The 22,392-nt window shown below is 71.0% G+C and carries 22 protein-coding genes and 1 pseudogene; 10 read left to right on the top strand and 13 right to left on the bottom strand.

Annotated features, from left to right (window positions below; translation table 11 throughout):
- The first annotated feature begins 289 nt into the window (after window positions 1-289).
- The 3 genes and pseudogenes from sigK to OG730_RS10915 all read left to right on the top strand — a co-directional run.
- On the top strand, window positions 290-874 hold the full coding sequence (gene sigK / locus OG730_RS10925; protein ID WP_327304071.1) for an ECF RNA polymerase sigma factor SigK: 585 nt from the start codon (window positions 290-292) through the stop codon (window positions 872-874).
- Window positions 871-1,617, top strand: coding sequence for an anti-sigma factor (locus OG730_RS10920; RefSeq protein ID WP_327304070.1), 747 nt, complete (start codon window positions 871-873; stop codon window positions 1,615-1,617). Before sigK ends, OG730_RS10920 begins: the two co-directional genes overlap by 4 nt.
- Window positions 1,618-1,748: 131 nt before the next feature.
- Window positions 1,749-2,156: pseudogene (locus tag OG730_RS10915) on the top strand (DUF4394 domain-containing protein); the annotation flags it as partial.
- A gap of 105 nt (window positions 2,157-2,261) precedes the next feature.
- Here OG730_RS10915 and OG730_RS10910 read toward each other — a convergent pair.
- From OG730_RS10910 to OG730_RS10895, 4 genes are all read right to left on the bottom strand, one after another.
- Entirely contained in the window at window positions 2,262-2,579 is a 318-nt protein-coding gene (locus OG730_RS10910; RefSeq protein ID WP_327304069.1) for an SH3 domain-containing protein, read from the bottom strand.
- A 302-nt stretch (window positions 2,580-2,881) separates the two neighbouring features.
- On the bottom strand, window positions 2,882-4,591 hold the full coding sequence (locus OG730_RS10905; RefSeq protein ID WP_327304068.1) for an urease accessory protein UreH domain-containing protein: 1,710 nt from the start codon (window positions 4,589-4,591) through the stop codon (window positions 2,882-2,884).
- On the bottom strand, window positions 4,588-5,931 hold the full coding sequence (locus OG730_RS10900; RefSeq protein WP_327304067.1) for a tetratricopeptide repeat protein: 1,344 nt from the start codon (window positions 5,929-5,931) through the stop codon (window positions 4,588-4,590). Before OG730_RS10900 ends, OG730_RS10905 begins: the two co-directional genes overlap by 4 nt.
- Window positions 5,932-6,016: 85 nt before the next feature.
- On the bottom strand, window positions 6,017-7,573 hold the full coding sequence (locus tag OG730_RS10895; protein WP_327304066.1) for a DUF4331 domain-containing protein: 1,557 nt from the start codon (window positions 7,571-7,573) through the stop codon (window positions 6,017-6,019).
- A 524-nt stretch (window positions 7,574-8,097) separates the two neighbouring features.
- Between OG730_RS10895 and OG730_RS10890 the strand changes: the two genes are divergently transcribed.
- Entirely contained in the window at window positions 8,098-8,934 is an 837-nt protein-coding gene (locus OG730_RS10890) for an alpha/beta fold hydrolase (RefSeq protein WP_327304065.1), read from the top strand.
- A gap of 64 nt (window positions 8,935-8,998) precedes the next feature.
- Here the strand turns inward: OG730_RS10890 and OG730_RS10885 are convergent, their stop codons facing one another.
- Window positions 8,999-9,478 carry a peroxiredoxin gene (locus tag OG730_RS10885; protein WP_327304064.1) on the bottom strand — a complete coding sequence of 160 codons (480 nt, stop codon included), beginning with the start codon at window positions 9,476-9,478 and terminating at the stop codon, window positions 8,999-9,001.
- A 397-nt stretch (window positions 9,479-9,875) separates the two neighbouring features.
- Entirely contained in the window at window positions 9,876-10,070 is a 195-nt protein-coding gene (locus OG730_RS10880) for a chaplin (protein WP_327309216.1), read from the bottom strand.
- 72 nt (window positions 10,071-10,142) lie between these two features.
- Between OG730_RS10880 and OG730_RS10875 the strand changes: the two genes are divergently transcribed.
- The 3 genes from OG730_RS10875 (at window position 10,143) to OG730_RS10865 (ending at window position 13,253) form a co-directional block, all read left to right on the top strand.
- A protein-coding gene (locus OG730_RS10875) for an IS5 family transposase (protein ID WP_442815187.1) occupies window positions 10,143-10,951 on the top strand; the annotation gives its coding sequence in 2 pieces (ribosomal slippage) (window positions 10,143-10,491 and window positions 10,491-10,951; 810 coding nt in all).
- Window positions 10,952-11,367: 416 nt separating this feature from the next.
- The gene (locus OG730_RS10870; protein WP_327304063.1) at window positions 11,368-12,741 is read left to right on the top strand and encodes a molybdopterin-dependent oxidoreductase; all 1,374 of its coding nucleotides are present in this window, start codon (window positions 11,368-11,370) and stop codon (window positions 12,739-12,741) included.
- Window positions 12,738-13,253 carry a Sec62 family protein translocation protein gene (locus OG730_RS10865; protein WP_327304062.1) on the top strand — a complete coding sequence of 172 codons (516 nt, stop codon included), beginning with the start codon at window positions 12,738-12,740 and terminating at the stop codon, window positions 13,251-13,253. Before OG730_RS10870 ends, OG730_RS10865 begins: the two co-directional genes overlap by 4 nt.
- Here OG730_RS10865 and OG730_RS10860 read toward each other — a convergent pair.
- Window positions 13,223-13,906, bottom strand: coding sequence for a class I SAM-dependent methyltransferase (locus tag OG730_RS10860; protein WP_327304061.1), 684 nt, complete (start codon window positions 13,904-13,906; stop codon window positions 13,223-13,225). The genes OG730_RS10865 and OG730_RS10860 overlap by 31 nt on opposite strands.
- A gap of 411 nt (window positions 13,907-14,317) precedes the next feature.
- Between OG730_RS10860 and OG730_RS10855 the strand changes: the two genes are divergently transcribed.
- On the top strand, window positions 14,318-16,159 hold the full coding sequence (locus OG730_RS10855) for a glycoside hydrolase family 15 protein (protein WP_327304060.1): 1,842 nt from the start codon (window positions 14,318-14,320) through the stop codon (window positions 16,157-16,159).
- A 28-nt stretch (window positions 16,160-16,187) separates the two neighbouring features.
- Here OG730_RS10855 and OG730_RS10850 read toward each other — a convergent pair whose 3' ends face one another.
- The 3 genes from OG730_RS10850 to OG730_RS10840 are packed head-to-tail and all read right to left on the bottom strand — an operon-like array spanning window position 16,188 to window position 18,591.
- Window positions 16,188-16,694, bottom strand: coding sequence for a DUF4383 domain-containing protein (locus tag OG730_RS10850; RefSeq protein WP_327304059.1), 507 nt, complete (start codon window positions 16,692-16,694; stop codon window positions 16,188-16,190).
- A 58-nt stretch (window positions 16,695-16,752) separates the two neighbouring features.
- Window positions 16,753-17,109: a DUF6479 family protein gene (locus OG730_RS10845; protein ID WP_327304058.1), complete on the bottom strand. Its 357-nt coding sequence runs from the start codon at window positions 17,107-17,109 to the stop codon at window positions 16,753-16,755.
- 45 nt (window positions 17,110-17,154) lie between these two features.
- Window positions 17,155-18,591, bottom strand: a complete 1,437-nt coding sequence (locus OG730_RS10840; protein WP_327304057.1) for a glycosyltransferase family 87 protein — start codon at window positions 18,589-18,591, stop codon at window positions 17,155-17,157.
- A gap of 161 nt (window positions 18,592-18,752) precedes the next feature.
- Here OG730_RS10840 and OG730_RS10835 point away from each other — a divergent pair, with 161 nt between their 5' ends.
- The gene (locus OG730_RS10835) at window positions 18,753-19,847 is read left to right on the top strand and encodes a molybdopterin-dependent oxidoreductase (protein WP_327309214.1); all 1,095 of its coding nucleotides are present in this window, start codon (window positions 18,753-18,755) and stop codon (window positions 19,845-19,847) included.
- A complete protein-coding gene (locus tag OG730_RS10830; protein ID WP_327304056.1) occupies window positions 19,847-20,251 on the top strand; it encodes a hypothetical protein in 405 nt (134 codons plus the stop codon). The genes OG730_RS10835 and OG730_RS10830 overlap by 1 nt, the downstream gene beginning before the upstream one ends.
- Before the next feature lie 114 nt (window positions 20,252-20,365).
- On the opposite strand, the gene OG730_RS10825 is transcribed toward OG730_RS10830, so the two are convergent.
- The 3 genes from OG730_RS10825 to OG730_RS10815 are packed head-to-tail and all read right to left on the bottom strand — an operon-like array spanning window position 20,366 to window position 22,355.
- Complete coding sequence (locus tag OG730_RS10825; protein ID WP_327304055.1) at window positions 20,366-21,025, bottom strand: class I SAM-dependent methyltransferase; 660 nt, start codon at window positions 21,023-21,025, stop codon at window positions 20,366-20,368.
- Window positions 21,022-21,642: a TIGR04282 family arsenosugar biosynthesis glycosyltransferase gene (locus OG730_RS10820; protein ID WP_327304054.1), complete on the bottom strand. Its 621-nt coding sequence runs from the start codon at window positions 21,640-21,642 to the stop codon at window positions 21,022-21,024. The genes OG730_RS10825 and OG730_RS10820 overlap by 4 nt, the downstream gene beginning before the upstream one ends.
- On the bottom strand, window positions 21,639-22,355 hold the full coding sequence (locus tag OG730_RS10815) for a glycosyltransferase family 2 protein (protein ID WP_327304053.1): 717 nt from the start codon (window positions 22,353-22,355) through the stop codon (window positions 21,639-21,641). Before OG730_RS10815 ends, OG730_RS10820 begins: the two co-directional genes overlap by 4 nt.
- Window positions 22,356-22,392 lie beyond the last annotated feature (37 nt).

Genomic DNA, 22,392 nt, shown 5'->3' with positions numbered 1-22,392 from the left:
TGCCGCACCGGTCTGTCTGCCTCACTACCGCTCGTCGAGCTGCGGGGCGGTCGGCGCCAAGATCACTCGAAGGGATGGCAAACCAGGTGCGGGGTAGCTGCTCAGGGCAATCCGCACATATGCCCGCTCCGAAGAAGCGGTAAGACAGCGGAGGAACATGGCCGGCCCCTGAGGGGCCGGCTCTTCTCGCGGCGAAAGAGCTGTTGATGACATCGAGGCATGAAGGCGGGTGCGGCCCGTGCACGGCCGTTCCGCAGCACGGCACTTGGCGGCACGGGGCAGGACGCCGATGACCCAGCCCCAGCGATCCCGCGGCCACGATCCCGTCGGCCGGCAGCTGCAAGAGGTGATGGGGCGGGTGAGCCAGGGCGACAAGGACGCCTTCTCCGATCTCTACGACGCGGTCGCCGCCACCGTCTTCGGGATCGCCGTCAAAGTCGTCCGGGACCGGGCCCAATCGGAGGAGGTGGCACAGGAGGTGATGATCGACGTATGGCGTCAGGCCGCCCGCTACCGCCCCGAACAGGGCACCGTCATGGCCTGGGTGGCGACCATCGCCCACCGACGGGCTGTGGACCGCGTCCGGTCCGCCCAGGCAGCCGCCAACCGTGAACACTCCACGGGCGTACGCGACCAGATGCGGCCCTTCGACGAGGTCGCCGAGGAGGTCGAGACCCGGCTGGACAGCGAGCAGGTACGGCGCTGTCTGCGCAGTCTGACCGAGCTCCAGCGCCGGGCGGTGACCCTGGCCTACTACGGGGGACTGACCTACCGCGAGGTCGCAGAAGAACTGCGGTCCCCGCTTCCGACCATCAAGACCCGAATGCGCGACGGACTGATCCGGCTGCGCGACTGCATGGGGGTGACCACATGAAACACGAAGCAGAACTGCACACCCTCACCGGTGCGTACGCACTCGACGCGCTCACCGGTGAGGAACTCCGCGCGTTCACCGCGCACCTTGAACACTGCGAAGGCTGTCACCAGGAGGTCGGCGAGTTCGCTGCCACGGCGGCACGTCTGGCCGCAGCAGTGAGCCTGCCCGTACCCGTCGCGATGCGACAGGTCGTCCTGAACCGAATCGACGGCGTCCGGCAATTGCCGGCGCGCCCCCTACTCCTCCCGTCCGTCCGCCTCACCACACGTCTCACCCGCAGGGCCGGGGCGTTCGTGGTCGCGGCCAGCATCGTCGCCGCCGCCGGGTTCGGCGGTGTCGCCCTCTGGCAGCACCAGCAGACGGAACAGGCCCGCACGCAGGCCCAGCGCGCCGGCCAGCAGGTCCAGGACATGACCGCTGTGATGGCTTCCCCCGACGCCCGGACGACCCGTGGGCGCACCAGCACGGGGGCTTCCGCTTCTGTCGTGACCTCTGCCCGCCTGAACCAGGCCGTGTTCCTCGCCTCAGGGCTCTCCCCGGCTCCCGCGGGACGGACCTACCAGCTGTGGTTCGACGACCACGGCACCATGCGCCCCGCCGGTCTCATCCCCGGCGACGGCTCCGTCCTCATGCAGGGAGATCCCGGCCAGGCCCTGGCCGTCGGCCTCACCCTCGAACCTGCAGGCGGCTCCGCCCAGCCCACCACCAGCCCCCTGGTCCTCCTCTCCCTTCCCGCCTGACCTGGACGCGGGCAGCAGGGGCTGGCTACGCGTACGCGGCGCACCGGGCGGGGGCTCGGCCGGCCCCTGTGCTCTGGCGCCCTCGGCCGCGAGCGCGGTTTCCTGTGGCGTCGGTCGTCGGGCGAGGCCCCCCGCTCACCACCACCGTTGACGGCATGCTCACCAACCCCACCACGCCGCCCTCCACGGCCCTCGGTGTCACCGGTGCCGCCTACACGAACAACGACCTGAACGCGGCGACCGCGACGACCCTGTTCGACATCGACACCACGGCCGACCGGACCTCGATCCAGTCCCCGGCCAACGCCGGCACCCTCGCCCCCACCGGGAACCTCGGCGTCAACGCGGGCCCCGACGCGGGCTTCGACATCTACTACAGCCCCAAGTCGTCCACCAACAGCGGTTACGCGGCCCTCAGCACCACGGGCACCCAGCGCCTCTACGGGATCAACCTGTTGACCGGCGCAGCTCGCGACCTCGGCTCCTTCCCGAAGAACCGCCAGGTCACCGACATCGCCCTCCCGCTCGACCAGCACTGACACGCACGGCAGGGGCCGCACCACCGGTGCGGCCCCTGCCGTGGAGCGGGACTGGCCGGGTCGAGCCACGACAGCTGGAGACCTCCCGGCCGCCCGCCGCCTCGGTCAGCAGTACCGCACCCACTCGTGGGCGTGAACGTAGCGGGACTCGACCCAGCCGGACTTGTCGGCCAGGTGGTACCAGCCGTCCTGCTGGCAGGCCAGCTTGACGTGGCTGCCCGGGGACAGGCTCCACACCACGTGGGAATGCGTCCACGGGTGCTGGCGGACATTGAGCTCGATCCGGGAGGTCACCGTTCCCGACACCCCGTGATCATGGTGGTGGGACTGGGGAGCAGCCCCCGCCACGCCCACGCCCGCCACACCGAAACCGGCAGCCAGGACAACGGCGGCAAAGCCGCGTCCGATCGTTCGTGCGGTCATAGCAGCACTTCCTTTCGCGCCCCCTCGCCTCTGCGCCCCAGGGCCATGTGAGACCCGGCGCCGCGAGCAGCTTGCGCTCACGCCTCCACCTGGTGATTCGAAGGATCGAACCCGCCGGATTGGTATGGATTCACCAGATATCGGCACAGGGCGGTTCTCCGGGCGCCCCACCGGCCCTCGAACCAGGGCGACCAAGCAGAGGGACTCCCGGCATCGTGCTGCGCCGTCGGAGCTGCCGTGGCAGACCGACCCAGACTCTGCACGGACGGCCAGGTCCTCTGAGCTGCTGGTATCCGCATTGCTCACAAGCCGGTGATGGCGCGGGCGGTGAGGCCTAGTCCGACGAGGAGAACGAGGGCCGAGGTGACGGCGGGCCCGATACGCCCAAGCGCCTTCAGACGCGTGGAGGACCTCTCCGCGGTGCGGGCACCGATCCGGTCGCGCAGTCGTACGAGGAGGAGACCGGCGAGGGTGAGGGTGGTGGCCATCCCGAGGCCGTAGCCGATGACGAGGAGCACGCCGAAGGCGGTCCGGCCGAGGGCGACGGCGCCGAGAAGGACGACCAGTGCCGAGGGACTGGGGACGAGGCCGCCGGCGATGCCGACGCCGATGAGCGACCAGCGCCTTCGGCGTGCCGGAGCGTGAGTGTGGTGGTGGTCGGTTTCGTGGGTGTGTTGATGGTCGGCTTCGCCGTGGTGGTGATCGTTGTCCGGGAGCGCGGTCGCGGTTTTGGTCAGGACGACGGTGGCGCCGTCGGCCGCCGCGCTGTCCGGCGCGCGGCGTGAGGACGGTAGGCCGGTCGGCGGCTCGTGGCTGTGTCCGTGCCCGTGGTCGCCGCCGTGGTGAGGCCCATGGCCGTGGTCACCGTGGTCACCGTGGTGCGCGTGGCTGTGATCGCCGTGGTGGTGATGTCCCCCATGGCTGTGGCTGTGGCCGTGCTGGAGAGGGCGGCCGCGCAGGGCGGAGTGCAGCAGCCGCAAGCCGATGGCGGTGACGAGGAGGCCGCTGGCCAGGCCGAGCCAGCCGAGGACGGTTTCCCCGGCAAGGTGGGTGGCCAGCGGGAGCGCCAGACCGAGAGCGAGGACGCCCGCGGTGTGGGTGAGGGTGACGGTTGCTCCGACAGTGACGGCATCACGCGGGGTGCCGCGCCGTCCGGCCAGGTAGGCCGCCATGATCGTCTTGCCGTGGCCGGGCATCGCCGCGTGGGAGGCACCGAGGACGACGGCGAGAAGCAGGGCGAGGAGGCCGACAGGGACGGTCAGTTCGCGGCTGCCGACGAGGGTGTCGAAGAGAGCGGAGACCTTGTTCAGCGCGGCGGTGACCGGGCCTGAGCCGGGCAGGCCGGGCGGCACGATCCGGGCCGCGATCCCCTGCCCGGGAACGGTCCGCAGTTCAGCGGTGCGCTGGTCGAACGGGTCAGCGAGAGGGTCCTGCGGGTACTGGCGCAGCTGGTTGGTCGTGGAGACCGCGGGAACGGTGGAGCTGGTAAGGGTGAGACCTTCGCCGCGGGCGGTGATCTCGTGCCAGCCGACCCGCCGGCTGTCGTAATGCGTGGCAACGTGGACATTGGACGGCGAGGTGAGGTCCGCGGCGGCCGTGAGGTGGCAGGTGAGTCGGCTGGTCTTGAGCCCGGCCTCGCCGGTGTGGAAAGCCAGCTTGCCTGCTCCCCGCTCCCACTGGAGGTTCACGTTCCCTACGCCCGCGGCCAGGTGTCCGGCGAGGGTGGCGCACGCCTCGTCCGCGTAGATGCCCTGCTCGTCGGAGCTGAGGGATCCGTTGTGGTCCTGGTCGATGAGCGGGCGCTCTTGTGCTGCGGCGATCTCGGCGCGGTCGACCACGACCTCGGCCTCGACCGCGCGAGGGCGCAGGGTCAGGCTGGTCGCATAGTTGACGGTGAAGTTGCCCAGCGGATGCGCGGCAGCGGGCGCGGCCGAGGCGAGGAGGCCCAGGGGGGTGAGCAGGGCGGCTGCGAGCGGTACGGCGGCCAGGCGCCGGCGGGTGCGGGGGTTCATGGGGTGTCGTCGATTCGCCGGAGTGCTTCGCGCGCCGCGGGGGCGTGCAGCGGGTGGAAGGAGGGATCGAGGGCCAGCGCCTGCTGAAGATCGCGCCGGGCGGCCGTGACATCGCCGAGCGCCTGGTGGATGGCGCCGCGGTGGTAGCGGAAGAGCGCGCTGCGCGTACCCAGGGCGAGGGCTTCGTCGGCCTGGTCGAGGGCCTCTTCGTCGCGTCCGGCGCGGTGCAGGGCCCAGGCGTAGGCGTCGTGGACGGCGATGAACGGCCGATCCCGTACCGCTGCTTCCGCCATGGTCACCGCCTGGCGGGGGTCGCCGTGATCCGCTTCGAAGTAGATCGCGTCGACGTCGGCGGGCGCACCGGTGGCCCGGCGGAGCGTTTCCTGGGCACGCAGGACGGCGTACTGGGCCTCGGCCCGTTCCGGGCGGCCGAGCGCCTGCTGGAGTTCACCGAGTCCGAGGAGGTACTGCGGGAGCGGGGCCGTCGCGATGGCCGCGGTGTAGTCGGCGACTGCCCGCTCGCGGTCTCCCGTGGCTGCGCGTGCCTTGGCCCGGACCTCCATCAGACCTGCGTCGCGTGGCGCGATGGCCAGCCCGGCCTCGGCCTGGCGCACAGCGGTCGCCGGATCGCCGCTGTCCAGGGCGAGGGAGGACAGGTGGGTGTGGGCGAAGGCTCGCTCGCCGGGCGTGCCCGCCGCACGTAGTGCGCGCTCCATCAGGGTTTTGGCCTGGGCGGTGTCGCCGCGGAGTTCGAAGGTGTAGGAGGCGCGGGCCAGGGAGCTGCTGTCGGGGCGGAGGTCGGCCATCTTCTGGACGGCTTCCTCTGCCTCCTTGTACTGGCCGAGCTGGGTGTGGGCGTCGGCCAGGACTCCGTAGGAGGCCGGGGTGGCGGGGCTTGTGGCGACCGCCTTGCGGGCCCAGGTGAGGGCGTCGCGGAACTGGTGGCGGGCGGCGGCCAGGGCGCCCATGCCGATCTCGGCGTGCAGGTTCTCGGCCGGTTCCAGGGCGAGGGAGCGGCGCAGAGCCTCCTCTGCCTGCGCGTAGGTGGCTTGGTCGGCGGTGGTGCGGGCCTGCTGCACGAGGGCCATGCCGAGGTCCGCCCAGCTACCCGGATCTTTCGGCAGGCGCTTCACGCGCTCGCGCAGTGCCTCGATGCCGCGCGCCGGACCCGCGGCGGAGGCTGCGGAAGAGGGGGCGTCTGGTGTGCTGGAGCCGGATGGGGAGAGGCCGACGGCGCCGACGGTGAACATGACCACGCCCAGGGCGACGGTGATCGCGGTAGTGCGCAGGTGTCTGCGCTGCCGGATCGCGGGGGCGGGTTTGTCGTCGGGCCGGTGCACGGGATCCTCCCCGGGGAAACTTCGGTGAACGGGGTTCCGGGCGGGGAACCGGGGACCGACCTCGGCCCCGCCCGGAGTGGTGGGGTCAGCTGGTCTTGCGGTTGCGGCGCAGGCGGTAGCCGCCGATTCCCAGGAGTACGGCGCCCAGTGCGCCGACGGATCCGGTCCTCACGTTCCCGGACCGCTCGGGCGCATTCGGGCCGCTGTTGACGGACTTGGTGTGCGGCAGCGCCAGGTACGGGAACGAGGTGCCGAAGGGGACTTCGTTGGCGTCGACCTGGTCGCCGTCGGCGAGCGCCGGGACGAGCTGGCCGGTCTGGGCGGCGCCTTCGACGGCCTGGAGGGAGATGTCGATGACGTCGTCGGTCAGGCGGCGGCCGTTGGGGAAGCCGGCCAGGTCACCGGCGAGGACGCCGTACCGGTTCGGGTTGGGGTTGGGGCGCACGCCCATGTTCAGGCGCAGCTCCTCCGCCGGGACGATCTGCTTCAGCCGCGCGTCCTTGTTCAGGCGGTGGGCGTTGAGGTCGGCCTGGATGGGACCGCACGCCTTGCAGATGCCCGTCAGGTAGATCTCGAACAGGTCCCGCCGGGGGGCCGGCGGGGCGGGGATGCCGTACACCTGCTGGATCAGCTTGGGCAGGATCGGGTCGAGGACCTTGTCCACCACCGGCTGGACGGTGCGGTCCTGGTCCGGGTTGAGGGTGTTGAAGGCGTCCTTGTACTTCAGCGGGACGACTACCTCGTTGACCAGCGGGTTGCCCAGGCGGGAGACCTGCTTCCACTTGTCGCCGTGCTGCTTGTCGCGGGAGTCGGAGACCTGGACGCCCTGGCGGTCGGTCGTGGACCAGACGCCGATGACCGGGTTGCGGCCGGGGTTGCCCTTCAGCGCCAGGTCCTTCTTGGGGATCTGCAGGGCGACGGAGTTGACGTTGTAGCCGGCGAGGGTGTCCTGGCCGCGCTCGGACAGGTTCCCGCCGTAGAGGAGGTCGAAGACACGCAGGTCGGCGAAGAACGGGTCCTCGGCCTGACCGGCGAACGTCTTGCCGCCGCCGGGCAGGTTGCGGATGGCCTGGTTGCGCAGGGCGGCGTAGTTCGGCATCGACGCCGGGCCGACGCGCGAGGGCGCTGCGGGGACGTTCGAGAGCAGGACCTTGCTCTCGTTCCCCTTCGAGACGACCAGGTCGTAGACCTGGCGGAAGTTGAGGTCCGGGTCGGTCAGCGAGGTGACCGGACCGGTGTTGTAGAGGAACTGGTTGGCGTCATCCCGGTAGCTGCTGTGGAAGCGCCAGGTGTAGGTGATGTCGGAGACACCGTCACCCGTGTTGTCGATCTTGATGTTGTAGCGGAGGTCATCGCCGAACGCGTAGAAGTTCGGGCCGCCGTTGGGCTCCTCGAACGGGATCCAGTTCGCCAGCAGCGTCACCGAGTCGGGGCGGTCCAGGCTCGTGTACGCGTACACGTCGGTGTTGTCCGCACGCGGGTCGCCCGCGATCAGCGGCGCCTCACGGTGACTGGAGGCGGAACTGACTCCCGGCGCCAGCGTCAGGACACCGAGGCTGGTCGCGAGCGCGCCGGCGCCCAGGACGAGCAGGGACTGGTCGAGCACACGCCGCGAACGGGGCCGTGCGGAGATGGACTTCACTGGTGTTCCTCTCGACTGCGAACCCCGTCGCGCCGCGCACACCGGCGCAGCCGGACAGGGGCATTCAGGTGGGATGACCACTCGGTCGGACAGCGAGGCCCGGGCGGCATCAGCAGCAGCCCGGCCCGCCGACCGGGCCTACTGCCGTGCGCTCAGATCGCGCCGAGCGAAGGAAAGCACGCGGCACCCGCACCCCGTGACCACTTTCCCTTCGAAGCCGAGAGGGGACTCCGGCGCGAATTCGCAAATCCGCTGGCCACAGCCTCTTCACAGAAACGCCAGGGGGTTCCACATTCGCTACGACACGCAGTCGATGGGTTAGGCCGATCGAGGTCAATCGTGTTATTGCAACCAGTTCGCAACAAGGATTTATGGCCTTTGGCGGTGAATGCAGGACGACAAGTATCGATGGAATGATGAGGATGAGAATGCCCTGGCTGTTCTGCGATGAGTGAAATCTTGCGATGCCGGGGCATGGTCCGGGTACAGGCGTTGCACCACCACACGAAGGGCGTCAATCCAGCATGCCGCGCATCAATGTAAGTGCAGACAAGGGCCGCAGTGTCGAGCTCCACTTCGAGGACTACGGCCAAGGTCGCCCAGTCGTTCTCGTCCACGGCTGGCCGCTGAGCGGCCGCTCCTGGGAGCCGCAGGTCGGTCCACTGGTCGAGGCGGGCCACCGAGTGATCACCTACGACCGGCGCGGGTTCGGCTCGTCCACCCAGCCCTGGGAGGGCTACGACTACGACACCCTGGCCGCTGACCTGGACGCCCTCCTGACGCATCTCGACATCCGTGACGCCACGCTGGTCGGGTTCTCCATGGGCGGCGGGGAGGTGGTCCGCTACCTCCACAACTACGGCAGCAGCCGCGTCCGCCAGGCTGTCCTCGCCGCAGCGGTGCCTCCCTACCTCCACAAGAGCGCCGACAACCCGGACGGCGGACTCGACGACGCCGCGATCACCCAGTTCGAGGACGGCGTCCGCGGCGACCGGCCCGCCTTCCTGGAGGGCTTCGTCACCGGCTTCTTCCAGGCCGGCGAGAACACCGGCCTCGTCAGCGCGCCCCAGCACCGCTATCACGTGCACCTGGCGGAGGCGGCCTCACCCAAGGGGACGCTGGACTGCATCAACGCCTTCGCCCGCACCGACTTCCGTGACGACCTCGCCCGGATCGACGTACCCACCCTGATCATCCACGGCACCCAGGACGCCATCGTGCCCTTCGAGGTCAGCGGCAAGCGGTCCCACGAAGCCCTGCCGGGCAGCACGCTCGCCCTGATCGAGGGAGCCCCGCACGGACTGAACCTCACCCACGCCCAGGAATTCAACCGGCACCTGACCGACTTCCTCGCCAAGTGACCGCGACCCCGGCCCCCGCCGCAAGGGCGCGGGCCGGGGCGGGTGCGGCTGGACGTGAACCAGGTCAGGCGAAGGCAGCCAGCTCGCGGGACAGGACCGCCACGCTCTGGAATGTGACCCCCAGCACGGAGACGTGCTTCCAGTACAAGGTGCCGTCCGGAGCGATCAAGAAGACGGCCCGCCGCAACCCGATCCCGGGAGCCGTGATGCCGAACGAACGGCTCACGACTCGCTGTTCGTCCGCCAGCAGCGGCATGCGCAGGCCGTGGCGCCGTGCGAACGCCTCATGGCTGTCGACGCCCTGAGGGCTGATGCCCCACACCTGCGCACCGACGGCGGCGAACGACTCCAGCCCTCCGGAGTACGAGCACAGCTGGCGGGTACAGACCGGCGTGTCATCCCCCGGGTAGAAGGCCAGGACCAGGGGCTTGCCGCGCTGCCTGCACAGTTCGAAGTCGCGCCGCTCGAACGATGAGCCTATGAGCTCGCCACCCGGGAGGGCGAAGTCGCCCACCACCGAACCCAGTTCGGGTACGCCTGCCACGAAGATCCCCTTCGCATCATGAGCATGCCGGACAGGCGCCGGACGGCCGCCTGCCCCCGCCAGAACCACGCATTCGGGGCACCCGCCGGCCTGGAGCAACCTCGTCGACAAGGTTCCTTGCCCGCGGACGACGACGCCTCCGCGAGCGCATCGCAGTGGAAAGAGAACCAGACGGCCCCTGGTGCTGACAAGATGCCCGAGCAGCCCATCCGAATTCCTATGAAGTAACGATTCTTCTGTTGGGTGTGAGAATTTCGGACCTGCATACCGGCCAAGAAAATGCGGCTGCTACTGGTCTAAAGGTGGAGTGATTCGTGATCTGGTGACGTGTCGCGATCCAGGCGGCTGCTTCGCCCCGGCCATGACCCAGGCCGGGGCGAAGGGCACCTCAGGTCCTTCAGCTGTTGATGCAGGTGTTGCCGAAGGCGGGGTTGAGCAGGCCGATCACGCTGACGCTGTTGCCGCATGCGTTGATCGGGATGTGGATCGGAACCTGGATCAGGTTTCCCGACAGGACGCCCGGGGAGCCGATGGCCGCGCCGGAGGCTCCGGCATCGGCGGATGCGGCGGACGCGCCACCGACAACGGCGATGCCTACTGCGAGCGCGAGGCCGACACTCTTAAGACGTCATCTCATTTGGCCCTCGTGGGTAGGCTGTCAGCCATGGTGGGGATCGTTGAACGGTTGGTGCCGGATGAGTTGTGGGTTCTGTTCCAACGGGTGGTGCCGGAGGCGCCGTCGCGGCCCCAAGGCGGTGGACGGCGCCGGCACGGCGACCGTGAAGTACTGGCCGCGATCGTGTTCGTCGCGACGTCGGGTTGCACCTGGCAGCAGCTGCCCGCGGCATCGTTCGGCCCTTCGGGGGCGACAGCCCACCGAAGGTTCTCTGAGTGGAGCAAGGCCCGGGTGTGGGCCAAGCTCCACCGCCTGGTCCTCGACGAACTCGGCGCCCGCGGCGAGCTCGACTGGTCCCGCTGCGCGATCGACTCGGTGAACATGAGGGCCTTGAAAAGGGGGATCTGACAGGTCCGAATCCTGTCGATCGCGGCAAGTTCGGCTCGAAGATCCACTTGATCACCGAGCGGACCGGTCTGCCCCTGTCCGTCGCAATCTCGGGCGCCAACCTGCACGACAGCCAGGCTCTCGAGCCCCTAGTCCGCGGCATACCGCCCATCCGTTCCCGCCGCGGACGGCGGCGACGCAAGCCCGGCAAGCTCCACGCGGACAAGGGCTACGACTACGCCCACCTGCGACGATGGTTACGCGGACGCGGCATCAAACACCGTATCGCCCGCAGAGGCATCGAGTCCTCACAACGGCTCGGCCGCCACAGATGGGTCGTCGAAAGGACCATGTCCTGGCTCGCCGGCTGCCGACGACTACACCGCCGCTACGAACGCAAGGCCGAGCACTTCCTCGCCTTCACCAGCCTCGCCTGCACCCTCATCTGCTACCGCCGACTGGCCAAATGAGATGACTTCTAAGAACACGGGACATGGGTGGCTCTCCTTGATGGTCCAGTGACGCGTACGCGCCGGTGGGCCCGAGATCAGGCCTGTGCCCCCTCTTCGTTGAGGTACGACAGGGCGGCTTGGCCTCCACCGGCCTGTTCGCTCGAAGGGGTGGACTCGTCCCCGTATCTGGCCGAACGCTTCACTCGTATGCCCCATCGCGCTACCTCGCGCTGACGCCCTCCGGCGGCAGCTCGCCTTCGTCGAGCGGGACCCTCCATTCCACCGCTCGGCGTCTGCCGGGGCGTGACTCCCGCGGGCGGGAACGAGCCGTAAGGATGCGATCTGCGTGTCATGAGTCCGGTGAGGGTGTGGGCGAGGGATGTTCTTCCGGACGCTCATGCCCGATGAGCCGGATACATGTGGAGATGTGCCGGATGGATACAAGCAGCGACAGTGACCAGCCGGACGACGCGCCTGAGCGGCCGTCTACCGCTGTGAAGCTCCCGCGTGCACGGGTCACCGAGCGGGTGCGGGACGCGGTCGGCCGGGCGCGGGCGGCGGGTCCGCCCCCGGGCCCGGCGCGCCCCGGGTTCTGGCGCAGCCCGCTGCGGGGACCGTGGCTGACCGGGGTGTTCGGCCTCATCCTGCTGGTCGGGGTCATCGTGCTGTTCGTGACCGGCCTGCTGTCCTACGCCGCCTACAACCCGGACCTCGCCGCACGCAACGACCAGACCCCCGACAAAGGCTGGCTCGGGTTCTACCTGTTCACCTGGCCCACCTCGCCGTACTGGCTGTACCGGCTGACCCAGGGCGTGCACACCGTCCTCGGCGTGGTCCTCGTCCCGGTCCTCTTGGCCAAGCTGTGGTCGGTGATCCCGAAGCTGTTCGAGTGGCCGCCACTCCGCTCGGCCGCCCACGCCCTGGAGCGGCTCTCGCTGCTGCTCCTCGTCGGCGGGGCGGGCTTCACGTTCGTCACCGGGATCTTGAACATCCAGCTGGACTACGTCTTCCCCGGCTCCTTCTACGTCTTGCACTTCTACGGTGCCTGGGTGTTCATGGCAGCCTTCGTCGTCCACGTCGCCTTCCGGCTTCCGCGCGCTGTCCGCGCGGTGCGGGCCGGGCGGGGATGGCAGCCCGCACCGGACTCCGAAGAAGCCGCGGGGCTGGTGTCGCCCCGTCCGGCGCCAGCGACGATCTCGCGGCGGGGTGCGGTCGCGATGGTGGGGGCCGGATCGCTGGCCCTTCTGGTGGTGACGGCGGGCCAGAGCATCGGGGGCTGGTGGCGCAAGACCGCCCTGCTGGCCCCGCACGGCCGGGACCCCGGTTCGGGCCCTAACGGCTTCCAGATCAACAAGACCGCGGCCTCCAGCGGGATCCGGCCCAGCGACATCGGCTCCGCCTGGCGGCTGACCGTGCGCGGCGCCGGCCGCCAGGAGGTACTGACCCGGGAGATGCTGCTGGCGATGGAGCAGCGGGAAGCGGCGCTGCCGATCGCCTGCGTGGAGGGCTGGTCCACCCCCGACCAGCAGTGGTCCGGCGTCCGCCTCACCGACCTCGCCGCCCTCGTCGGACTCGGCACGGACACGCCTCAGGTGCTGGTCGAGTCCGCGCAGCGCGGCGGGTCGTTCTCCTCCGTGGTCCTCGCCCCGAACCAGGCGCGCGATGACCGATCGCTCCTCGCCGTGCGCGTGAACGGTGCCGACCTGTCCCCGGACCACGGCTACCCGGCCCGCGTGATCATCCCGGGGGCCCCGGGCGTCCACAACACCAAATGGGTCACCCGCCTCACCTTCGGAGAGCCCGCATGAACCGGAGTACGTTCCGCGCCCGCTACGGCGCCTCCCCGCTGCACCTCCTGCTCACCCTGGCCTGCTTCGCCCTCGCCCTCTACGCCGGCATCCGCCTCCTCAAGGGCGACACCATGGGCGTGGCGATCTGGTTCGTCGGCGCGGCCCTGCTCCACGATCTGGTCCTGCTCCCCGCCTACTCGCTCACCGACCGCGCCGCGCAGTTCCTCTTCCGCGGCCGGACCGCCGCGCCCGGGAGCGTGCCGCGCCCGAGCGTGAACTACCTGCGCGTCCCGGCCTTCGTCTCGGGCGTCCTGTTCCTCGTCTGGTGGCCGCTCATCCTGCGGCAGGGCGGTCACTACACCGCCTCCACCGCCCTATCGGCCGACGGGTTCCTCGCACGCTGGCTCCTCATCACCGCCGGCTTGTTCGTCGCCTCGGCGATCGTCTGGCTGGTGCGCACCTGGATGCGCCTGCAGACCCTGCGCAAGGAGGCACGGGCTCAGGAGCGGGCCCGCAGTGCCACGAAGTGACGCTCGCCGGCCGGTGACGTGTCGGTCCACTGCTCGACGGGTGTCCAGCCCGATTTCCTGGCGTGCTGGACCAGGGCTCGGGAGCCGACCGTCGCCCAGGCGAAGAAGGGGCCCTTGGCCGTCTGTCCGGCGTGGATCCGGACCCGGCGCCGCTCGTCGACGTCGGCGGGAGCGGTCTCCGCGATCAGGAGCCCCCGGAAGCGGACCAGGCCGCGGACGCGCTCCAGCAGATGCCGGGGATCCCCGCCGATGCCGATGTTCCCGTCGACCAGGAGCGCCGTGTCCCAGTGGCCCTCCTCGGGGAGCGGCTCGAACACCGACCGGCTGATCGCCCTGCCACCCCGGCAGACGGTGGAGATGACGGCGGTCGGGCACACGTCGATTCCCAGGACACTGTGCCCCCGGTGGGAGAGTTCCTCGACGAGGCGCCCGGCCCCGCATCCGATGTCCAGAACCCGGCCCGCGCAGCGGTCCACGACGCCCCGGTCCGCGGCGTCCGCCTTCGCGCACCAGCGGTGGACGTCCAGGGGCAGGCACCAGCCCTCGGCATCGCGCAGCGTGAGTCCGCCCTCCGCGGCGCAGAGCGCATCGGCGTACGGGCCCCGCTGCCAGGGCTCAGGGCCGCTGGTCCGCATCGAAGCGGCGGTGTTCACACCTGTTCCTGTCCTTCGTGGGCTGTCCGCCGGAGGTGCTCGGACGGGCGGTTTCGTGACTGTGCAGCGGGCGACGCGGTCCCGGTCGACGTTAGGTCGGCTTGCCGAAGGCCGCCTTCCGGGCGCATCAGACGAGCGAGCAGGGGCGGGGACCGCAGGCGTTCGGGTGACGGCAGGTGCGTCCCCGGTGGGGTGTCGCTTCCAATCCGTTCGCGGGGTGTTTCCTGGTGGGGCTCTGGTTGCCCCGGGATGGGTGGCTGCGGCTCACCACTGCCTGCTCCGGGGCTTGCCGTCACGTCGCCGGCCTCGGAGCGGGGAGTGCCGTTTCGTGCAAGGACACCGCCCGTCCTGCGGATGGCGTCGGTCGGAATCGGCCCGGGTGCCGGGGGCCGTCGGAACGGGAGCGTCAACGTGAGCGAGCGGCCCATCGGCGACTACGCGATGCTTTCGGACTGCCGGTCGGCTGCGCTGGTGAGTTCGGGCGGGTCGGTGGACTGGCTGTGCTTCCCGCGGTTCGACGGCCCCGCGGTCTTCGCCCGGCTCCTCGACCAGGACGCGGGCCACTGGTCGATCCACCCCGGCAGCACTCCGGCCGAGGTAAGCCGTCGCTATCTGCCCCACACCCTGGTCATGGAGACCACCTTCCGCACACCCACCGGCACGGCGGTACTCCTCGACGCGCTGGCCCTCGGCAGGCGCGAACGCGGACACGCCATGGGGACATCCTCGCCGGGGACCCTGTTGCGCCAGGTCACCTGTACGAGCGGCACGGTCGACATCACCGTGGAGTATGCCCCGCGCCCGGAGTTCGGGCTGATCCAGCCCGTCATGAGGCCCGTCCGCGGGGGCCTGCTGGCCCGCGGAGGCGCCCAGGTCCTGATGCTCGCCACCGACCTCACCCTCCGCCTGGAGGGGTCGACAGCCCTCGCCGAGGCCACCCTCACCGCCGGGGACCGCCTCGACTTCGCGCTCAGCGCCGAGCCGGCCTGGGGTCCCGATCGCAAGCCGTGGTCCCGGCGCCGCATCCGCCGCCGGCTGGCCGACACCGAAACGGGCTGGCGGTCCTGGTCCACGCTCCATGCCGCCTACACGGGTCCCTGGGAAGAGCAGGTCCGCCACAGCGGGCGGGTGCTGCGCGCCCTGACCTACACCCCGACCGGGGCCATCGTCGCCGCCGCGACCACCTCGCTCCCGGAGAGCATCGGCGGGACCCGTAACTGGGACTACCGCTACACCTGGGTCCGCGACGCCAGCCTCACCCTCCAGGCCCTGGCCACCGCCGCCTGCAAGCGGGAGAAGGCCGACTTCTTCGCCTTCCTCGCCCAGGCCGCGGCCACGCAGCTGGAGCGCGGCGTCGATCTCCAGGTCATGTACGGCATCGGCGGGGAACGCGATCTGAGCGAACGCACGCTGCCGCACCTGTCGGGATGGCGGGGCAGCGGCCCGGTGCGCGTCGGCAACGACGCCTGGCGCCAACGGCAGCTCGACGTCTACGGAGAACTCCTCGACGCCGCTCACCAGACCCTGCCCCACGACGAACTCCTGGACCCGCCGGTCCGTACCTTCCTGCGCCAGTGTGCCGAGGCCGCTGCCCGGCGCTGGGCCGACCCCGACCAGGGCATCTGGGAGGGACGCGGCCCCGCCCGCCACTTCCTGCACTCCAAACTCATGTGCTGGGTCGCCCTGGACCGCGCCATCGACCTCGCCCCCGCCCTCGACGCCCAAGACCGCGTCACCCACTGGCAGCACGTCCGCCAACAGATCCGCGACACCATCGAGGACCAGGGCTACAACGCGCAGGTGGGTGCGTTCACGCAGGCGTTCGGCAGCCGCCGGCTCGACGCCTCCGCACTGATGCTGCCCCTCACCGGCTTCCTTCCCGGCGACGACCCCCGCGTGCGCTCCACCGTCGAGGCGATCGCCCGGAACCTGACGGACTCCCGGGGCCTGGTCCGCCGGTACCTCAAGGACGACATCGACCACGACGAGGGCACCTTCCTCCTGTGCACCTTCTGGCTCGCCCAGGCCCTCGCCCTCACCGGCCAGAGCGCCCGCGCCCGCCAGGTCTTCGAGAACGCCCTCGCCCACGCCAACGATGTGGGTCTCCTCCCCGAAGAAGTCGACACCGACAGCGGCGAGGCTCTCGGCAACTTCCCGCAGGCCTTCAGCCACATCGGCCTCATCAACGCCGCCCTCGCCATCCGCGACGCCGAAACCGAACTCGTACGGCAGGACCGGACGCACTCCGAGTGAGGACGAACCGGACGGATGCAGGGCCACGTCAGCTCCGGGGGTGACGGGATCGCCAGTACGGGTTGTCGTGGGGCAGGGATCCGCTGACCCGGCCGTACATGCCGAAGGTCATCAGCAGCAGGCCGGTGACGAAGCTGAAGGCCACGTTCTGGAGGTGGAACGCGAACACGTTCAAGCGGGTGTCCAGGACAGCGAGGCTCGCGAAGCCAGCCGCGAGGAAGGCGACGCCCACGGCGATGTTGACGGTGGACGCGGTATTGCCGCCGATCACCGCGCCGGCCAGCAGCAGGCCGCCCACGAGGACGGAGGCCACGCTCAGAGCGCCGTTGCTGCCCAGGCCCATCACCATGCTTCCGCTGGTGCTGAAGAACCCGATCCGGTCGACCAGCCCGAGAATGCCGAAGGCGACCAGGAATGCGCCCATCAGTCCTGCACCGCCGCGGTAGATGCGGCGCAGCCGGTGATCGACCGGTAGGTGGTCATCGAGAACGACGCTCCGCCCACGCTGGGTATGGTTCCGCGCGACTGTGGCCATCGGGATCGGTCCTCCTTCGTACTCCCCGAGTGTCAAGGTCTCGTGCCCTCCAGCATGGTCAGGCGCCGCGGTGCGGGACGGCGGACTCCCCCTCGGAGAGGGCCTGTTCGAGATGGGCGTGGGTGGTGGAGCCGCCGTTGCCGTAGCCGCCCATCTGGTGGGGGCTCAGCCCGCCCTCGGGGAAGCCCTTCGGCTGGCGGTCTTCGCGCTGTTCGCGCACCTCGTGGACTGCCCCACCGGCCGGGAGGTGTGGCTGGCTGTCGGCCGTGGGCGGAGGGGGCTCGTGTGCCCGGACTTTCGCGCCGAGGACGAACGCGGCGATCAGGACGGCGACGATGAGGAGTCCGACGATCCCGAACCACCCGATGTTCGTCAGGGTCATGTCCACTGCCAGGTTGTGCACGCTGGTGTTCATGCCCTCCATGGTGATGGGGGGAGTCCCAAAAAGGGTGAAAATGGATCATACGGAAGTCTTACGGCTGGGTGTGGGCTGCTGCGATGCCCTGGCGTTCTTCTGCGTGGCTCGGTGACGGAACCAGGCGGTGACCAGGACGAGGCCCGCGGCGGCTCCGTACACCACCTCGGCGAGTACGGGCCCGTAGTCGAATGTGGGGCCGAGGATGTAGACGGCGGCGCCGGCCAGCGGGATGCCGAGCCATTCCCAGCGGCCGTCCAGGGCAATGAGGGCGATCAGGAGCAGTGCGTACCAGGAGTAGCCGGGGGTGAGGAGGACGAAGGCCCAGCCGGTGACCAGGAGGGCGCCGCTCCAGGGGCGCCGGGGGTCCCCGCGCCACATCACGTACAGGGACACCGCCGCGACGACGCCGAGCAGGACGGGGAACGCCCAGGTGTCGGGCAGGACCAGGCGCAACAGCGCGTACCGGGAGCCGGCCGCCGGGTCGTCGTAGCCCTCTTCCTCCACGTAGCCGCCGAGGTAGCCGAAGACCGATTCGTGCGAGAGCAGGACGTACGGCAGGTAGGCGAGGGCCGTGAACGCCGCTGCGGGCAGGAGCACGGCGGCGGCGTCGCGGATCCGGCGAACGCCGGAGAGGGCGCCGGGCAGGACGACGGCGGGCATGAGTTTGGTGGCGATGGCGGCGCCGATGAGCAGGCCACCGGCCGCTCGTCGGGTCTGGGCGCGGGAGGCGACGAGGCCGAGTCCGGCGATGGTGAGGAGTACGCCGAGGACGTCGATGTGGGCGTTGTTGACGGCCTCCAGGGGGACGGCCGGGCACCAGGCCCAGTACGCCGCTCTGCGCAGGTCTCCGCCGCGCCGTCGCATGATCAGCAGGAGGGTGCCGGTCACGCCGAGGGAGATCAGGCCGGCGCCGATCTGGAGCGGTTTGTGCCGGGCTTCGGAGGGCGAGAGCGTGTCGACGGCGAGGAAGTAGGCCTCGGCGACGGGCGGGTAGATGGTGTGGACGGCGGGCCTGTTGATGCGGGTGCAGTGGGGCGCGGCGTCGGCGTGGGGGATGCCGGCCAGGTCGGGGCCGGTGCACGCGGTACCCGTGGGGAACAGCCAGGGGTCCCGCAGCCGGGTCAGGGCGGGGTCCTGGGGCGTGTGGTCGTACGGGGAGACCCCGGCGGACTGGACGCGGCCGTCCCAGGCGTAGCGGTAGGAGTCGGTGCTGGTGCGCGGCGGTCCCAGGAGCCCGGTCACCGTGACGGCGACGGCCCCCGCCAGGAGCAGCGGGACGACGCTCCTGGCCGGCACCCGGCGCAGGGCGAGGAGGGCCGCGGCGAAGAGCGCCCAGCACGCGGCGTACCACCAGGACAGGCCCACGGGATCGGTGAAGAACCCCCCGTACCGGACGGTGAGGACGAGGACCACGGTGAGGGCGACGAGGGCGGCGCCGGTGATCGCGGTACGGGTGGTGGGGGCGATAGGCGGGTTCACCTGCGAAAGCGTTCCAGGGAGCGGCCCTCCGCGGGCCGTCGGCGCCCCGGACGTCCGTGTTTCGTAAGGTGTTCCAGCACCCTCCGAAAGCCGCGCGGGGGATGTGATGGGGCCATGCGCTTCACCTTGCCCCGGGCCCGCCCCTCACCTTCAAGGCGCGCCTGCACGACGCCCGTACCGCCACGGCCATCGGTCGCTGGCTGGGTCTCTCCTTCGCCGTCTGCTTCGTGACCGGTGTGCTGAGCCACTACCTCCAGCATCCGCCGGGGTGGCTGGCCGACTGGCTGCCGAGCCGTCCGTACTGGGGATACCGGCTGACCCAGGGGCTGCACGTGGTGTCCGGGATCGCGGCGATCCCGCTGCTGCTCGCCAAGTTGTGGACGGTCTACCCGAAGCTGTTCGCCTGGCCGCCGGTGCGCTCCGCGGTGCACGCGCTGGAGCGGCTCTCCGTTGCGGTCCTCGTCGCGGCCGCACTCTTCGAACTGTTCACCGGCCTGCTGAACACCTTCCAGTGGTACCCGTGGCCGTTCAACTTCGTTCCCGTGCACTACGCGGTCGCCTGGCTCCTGCTCGGGTCGCTGCTCCTGCACATCGCCGTGCAATGGCCGAAGATCCGCGACCACCTCACGCTCCGTTCCCCCGGAACCCTGGCACTCCCCGAGTCCGACGGGCCCGACCGCAGACAACTGCTGACCGCAGTGGCGGCCGCGGTGGGGGCGGTCACGCTCACGACCGTCGGGCAGTCGGTGACCGCGCTCGGCCCGCTGGACCTGTTCGGCCCCCGCAGCCCTGCCCAGGGTGTTCAGGGCCTGCCGGTGAACCGCACGGCCGCCGCCGCACGCGTCAGCAGGGCGTCACTGGCCGACTGGCGGCTGACCGTGGCCGGGCCGCGCCCGTACACCCTCACGCTGGACGAACTACGGGCCCTTCCCCAGCACGAGGTCACGCTGCCCATCGCGTGCGTGGAGGGCTGGAGCAAGTCCGCCCGATGGACGGGAGTACGGGTACGGGACCTGCTGGAGCGGGCGGGAGGCGGCCCGGTGTCACGGGCCCGGGTGGTGTCCGTGGAAGCGGCGGGCGCCTACCGGGTGATGGAGATGGGACGGATGTACGCGCAGGACCCGCTGACGCTGCTGGCGCTGCGGCTGAACGGTGAGGTGCTGTCCCTGGACCACGGCTACCCGGCGCGGATCATCGCCCCGAACCGGCCCGGTGTCCTGCAGACCAAGTGGGTCGGCCGACTGGAGGTCGCGTGATGAACTTCCGCTACGTGACGGGCGGGTTCGGGCTGGTGGTCGCCGGCTGGGGCGGGTGGCTGCTCCTCCAGCAGCCCGAGCCCTGGCGGATCGCCGTGTGGCTCGGGGGAGCGGTGGTGGTCCACGACGGATTCGTCGCCCCGCTCGTGATCGCCGTCGCCGCACTCGTCGCCGCGCTGGGCCCGCGCCTGCGCGGCGTACCGCGCGCGGCCCTGATCATTGCGGGTTCGCTGACCGCGATCGCCCTTCCCCCGCTGCTGCGGCCCGGCGGCGTGGCCAACTCCACGGTCCTGCCGCTCGATTACCTGCGCAACTGGCTGCTGGTGATGGCGGCCATCGCGCTGCTCACCGCCGCCCATGCGGGTACGAGGGCCATCCTGCGCCGGGCGGCCCTCGGGGCTTGAGCCGGGCGCCGGGTCAAGGGCCGAGTCGGGGCCGGGGCCGCTGACCACAGGGCTGCCCGGGTGGGATCCGTACCGTACGGATCCCACCCCCAGCGGTCCGCCGTGCGCCGGCCGTCAGCGGGTCAGGTGCACGAAGTGACGCCCGGTCGCCTGCCAACTGCCGTACGGTTTCCAGCCGGTGGCCTGCGCCGCCGTGCCGAGGGCGCGTGCGCCGAGCCGGGCCCACCAGAAGGAGGCTCCGCGGCCGCCGTTGCCGTCCTCGACGTGGACCTCGACGCGCTCGTCGACGTCGGAGTCGGCGACCTCGACCAGCAGGGAGCCGCCGGGGGTGGTCAGTTCGATGGCACGGCGCAGCAGGGTGGCAGGGTCTCCGCCGATTCCGATGTTGCCGTCGATGAGCAGCACCGTGCCCCAGTCGCCCTCGCGGGGGAGCGGGTCGAACACCGACCGGCACAGTGCGCTGCCGCCCGCCCGAACGGTGCGGGTCACGGCCTCGGGGGTGACGTCGACCCCGAGGGCGGTGTGCCCCAGCCGGGCGAGCGCGGCGACCAGCCGGCCCGGTCCGCAGCCGACGTCGAGGACCGGTCCGGTGCACCGGGCCAGCAGCGTGTCATCGGCCGCGTCGGGTTCGGCGCACCAGCGCTCGACCTCCAGCGGCAGCAGCCAGCCGTCACGGCGGCGGAGGTAAAGCGGACCCTGTCCGGTGCGCAGGGCGTCCGCGTACGGGTCTGCCTGCCAGGTGCGGGTGGCCGGTTCGGTGAGCTGGGCGGTCATCGGGTCACCGCGCACAGTCCGGAGTGCAGGGCGGCGAAGCGGGTCCGCGGAGCGGCCGCCGCCACGCGTCGCGCGTCGGCCGGGGTGTCTACGTCGCACAGCTCGGGCAGGTCGTGCACGGCCAGCCCCGCGTCGGTCAGTCGGCGCCGCTGGACCTTCCCGGTCTCCGGTACGGACATGGGTACGCCGAGCAGCAGGGCGGGGTCGGGGTCGGCGAGGCCGAGCGCCCAGAACCCTCCGTCGTCGGCGGGCCCGTACCAGGCGTCCGCCTCGGTGAAGTCGAGCCCGAGGGCAAGGAGGCCGGGGGTGACCTGCGGGGTGTCCATCCCGATGAGCAGGGCCGGCCCCTCGGCCAGGGCGAAGGCGGCGGCCAGTCGGGCGTCCAGGCCGCCCGCGCCCTGCGGGACGACCTCGATCCCCTCCGGGACCCAGGGCCCCGGCTGTCCGTCGAGTACCAGGACGCGGCGCTCGACCGGAGTGGTCAGGACCGCGTCGAGGGTGTCCCGGAGGGAGGCCCTGGCCAGGTCGGCGGCCTGCTGCGGACTGAACGCAGTGGTCAGCCGGGTTTTGACACGCCCCGCCACGGGAGCCTTTGCGATGACCAGGAGGGTGCTCATGCAGAGACCCCCTCGGCAGGCGCGGGGTGCGTGCCCGGCGGCTCGGCCAGCACCCGGCGCATGTCCCGTACGGCGTGCCAGGTGCCCCGCCACGTGCCGGTGACCTTGGACTTTCCGGAACGGGGCAGGTAGGGGACGTCCGTCTCGGCCACCTTCCAGCCCGCGTCGGCGGCCCGTACGACCATCTGCAGCGGGTACCCGCTGCGCCGGTCGGTCAGGTCCAGACCGAGCAAGGCTTCGCGGCGGGCGACCCGCATGGGGCCGAGGTCGCGCAGGCGCAGTCCGGTGCGGCGGCGCAGCATCCGGGCGAGGGCGAGGTTCCCGGCACGCGCGTGGGCCGGCCAGACCCCGCGTCCCTGCGGGCGCCGGCGGCCGAGCAGCAGGTCCGCCTCGCCGGACGCGACGCGCGCGGCCATGGGCGCGAGCAGTCCGGGGTCCATGGAGGCGTCGCAGTCGCAGAAGGCCACCAGCTCGGCGCGCGCTGTGAGGAGCCCGGCGTGGCAGGCGGCGCCGAAGCCGCGCCGGGTCTCGTGCACGACGGTGGCGCCGAGGGATCGGGCGATGTCGGCCGAACCGTCGGTGGAACCGTTGTCGACGACGATGGCCCGCCACCCGGCCGGCATCCGCGCCAACACCCAGGGCAGGGCTTCCGCCTCGTCGAGGCACGGCAGTACGAGGTCCGCGAGAGGCGGACGACAAGCAGAATCAGTCACCCTCCACACCGTAGGAACCGAAGGGCAAAGAAACGGG

It is taken from the genome of Streptomyces sp. NBC_01298 (assembly GCF_035978755.1).
Classification (GTDB): domain Bacteria; phylum Actinomycetota; class Actinomycetes; order Streptomycetales; family Streptomycetaceae; genus Streptomyces.
Note: the sequence above shows the minus strand (reverse complement) of the source record. Positions and strands in the feature narration are given on the sequence as shown.

Coding starts and splice junctions, on each gene's coding strand:
- OG730_RS10845 (WP_327304058.1), bottom strand. CDS start 17,109: ATGAACACCAGCGTGCACAACCTGGCAGTGGACATGACCCTGACGAAC.
- OG730_RS10820 (WP_327304054.1), bottom strand. CDS start 21,642: ATGAGCACCCTCCTGGTCATCGCAAAGGCTCCCGTGGCGGGGCGTGTC.
- OG730_RS10850 (WP_327304059.1), bottom strand. CDS start 16,694: ATGGCCACAGTCGCGCGGAACCATACCCAGCGTGGGCGGAGCGTCGTT.
- OG730_RS10905 (WP_327304068.1), bottom strand. CDS start 4,591: ATGAACCCCCGCACCCGCCGGCGCCTGGCCGCCGTACCGCTCGCAGCC.
- OG730_RS10910 (WP_327304069.1), bottom strand. CDS start 2,579: ATGACCGCACGAACGATCGGACGCGGCTTTGCCGCCGTTGTCCTGGCT.
- OG730_RS10865 (WP_327304062.1), top strand. CDS start 12,738: ATGAACCGGAGTACGTTCCGCGCCCGCTACGGCGCCTCCCCGCTGCAC.
- OG730_RS10830 (WP_327304056.1), top strand. CDS start 19,847: ATGAACTTCCGCTACGTGACGGGCGGGTTCGGGCTGGTGGTCGCCGGC.
- OG730_RS10870 (WP_327304063.1), top strand. CDS start 11,368: ATGGATACAAGCAGCGACAGTGACCAGCCGGACGACGCGCCTGAGCGG.
- sigK (WP_327304071.1), top strand. CDS start 290: ATGACCCAGCCCCAGCGATCCCGCGGCCACGATCCCGTCGGCCGGCAG.
- OG730_RS10825 (WP_327304055.1), bottom strand. CDS start 21,025: ATGACCGCCCAGCTCACCGAACCGGCCACCCGCACCTGGCAGGCAGAC.
- OG730_RS10890 (WP_327304065.1), top strand. CDS start 8,098: ATGCCGCGCATCAATGTAAGTGCAGACAAGGGCCGCAGTGTCGAGCTC.
- OG730_RS10920 (WP_327304070.1), top strand. CDS start 871: ATGAAACACGAAGCAGAACTGCACACCCTCACCGGTGCGTACGCACTC.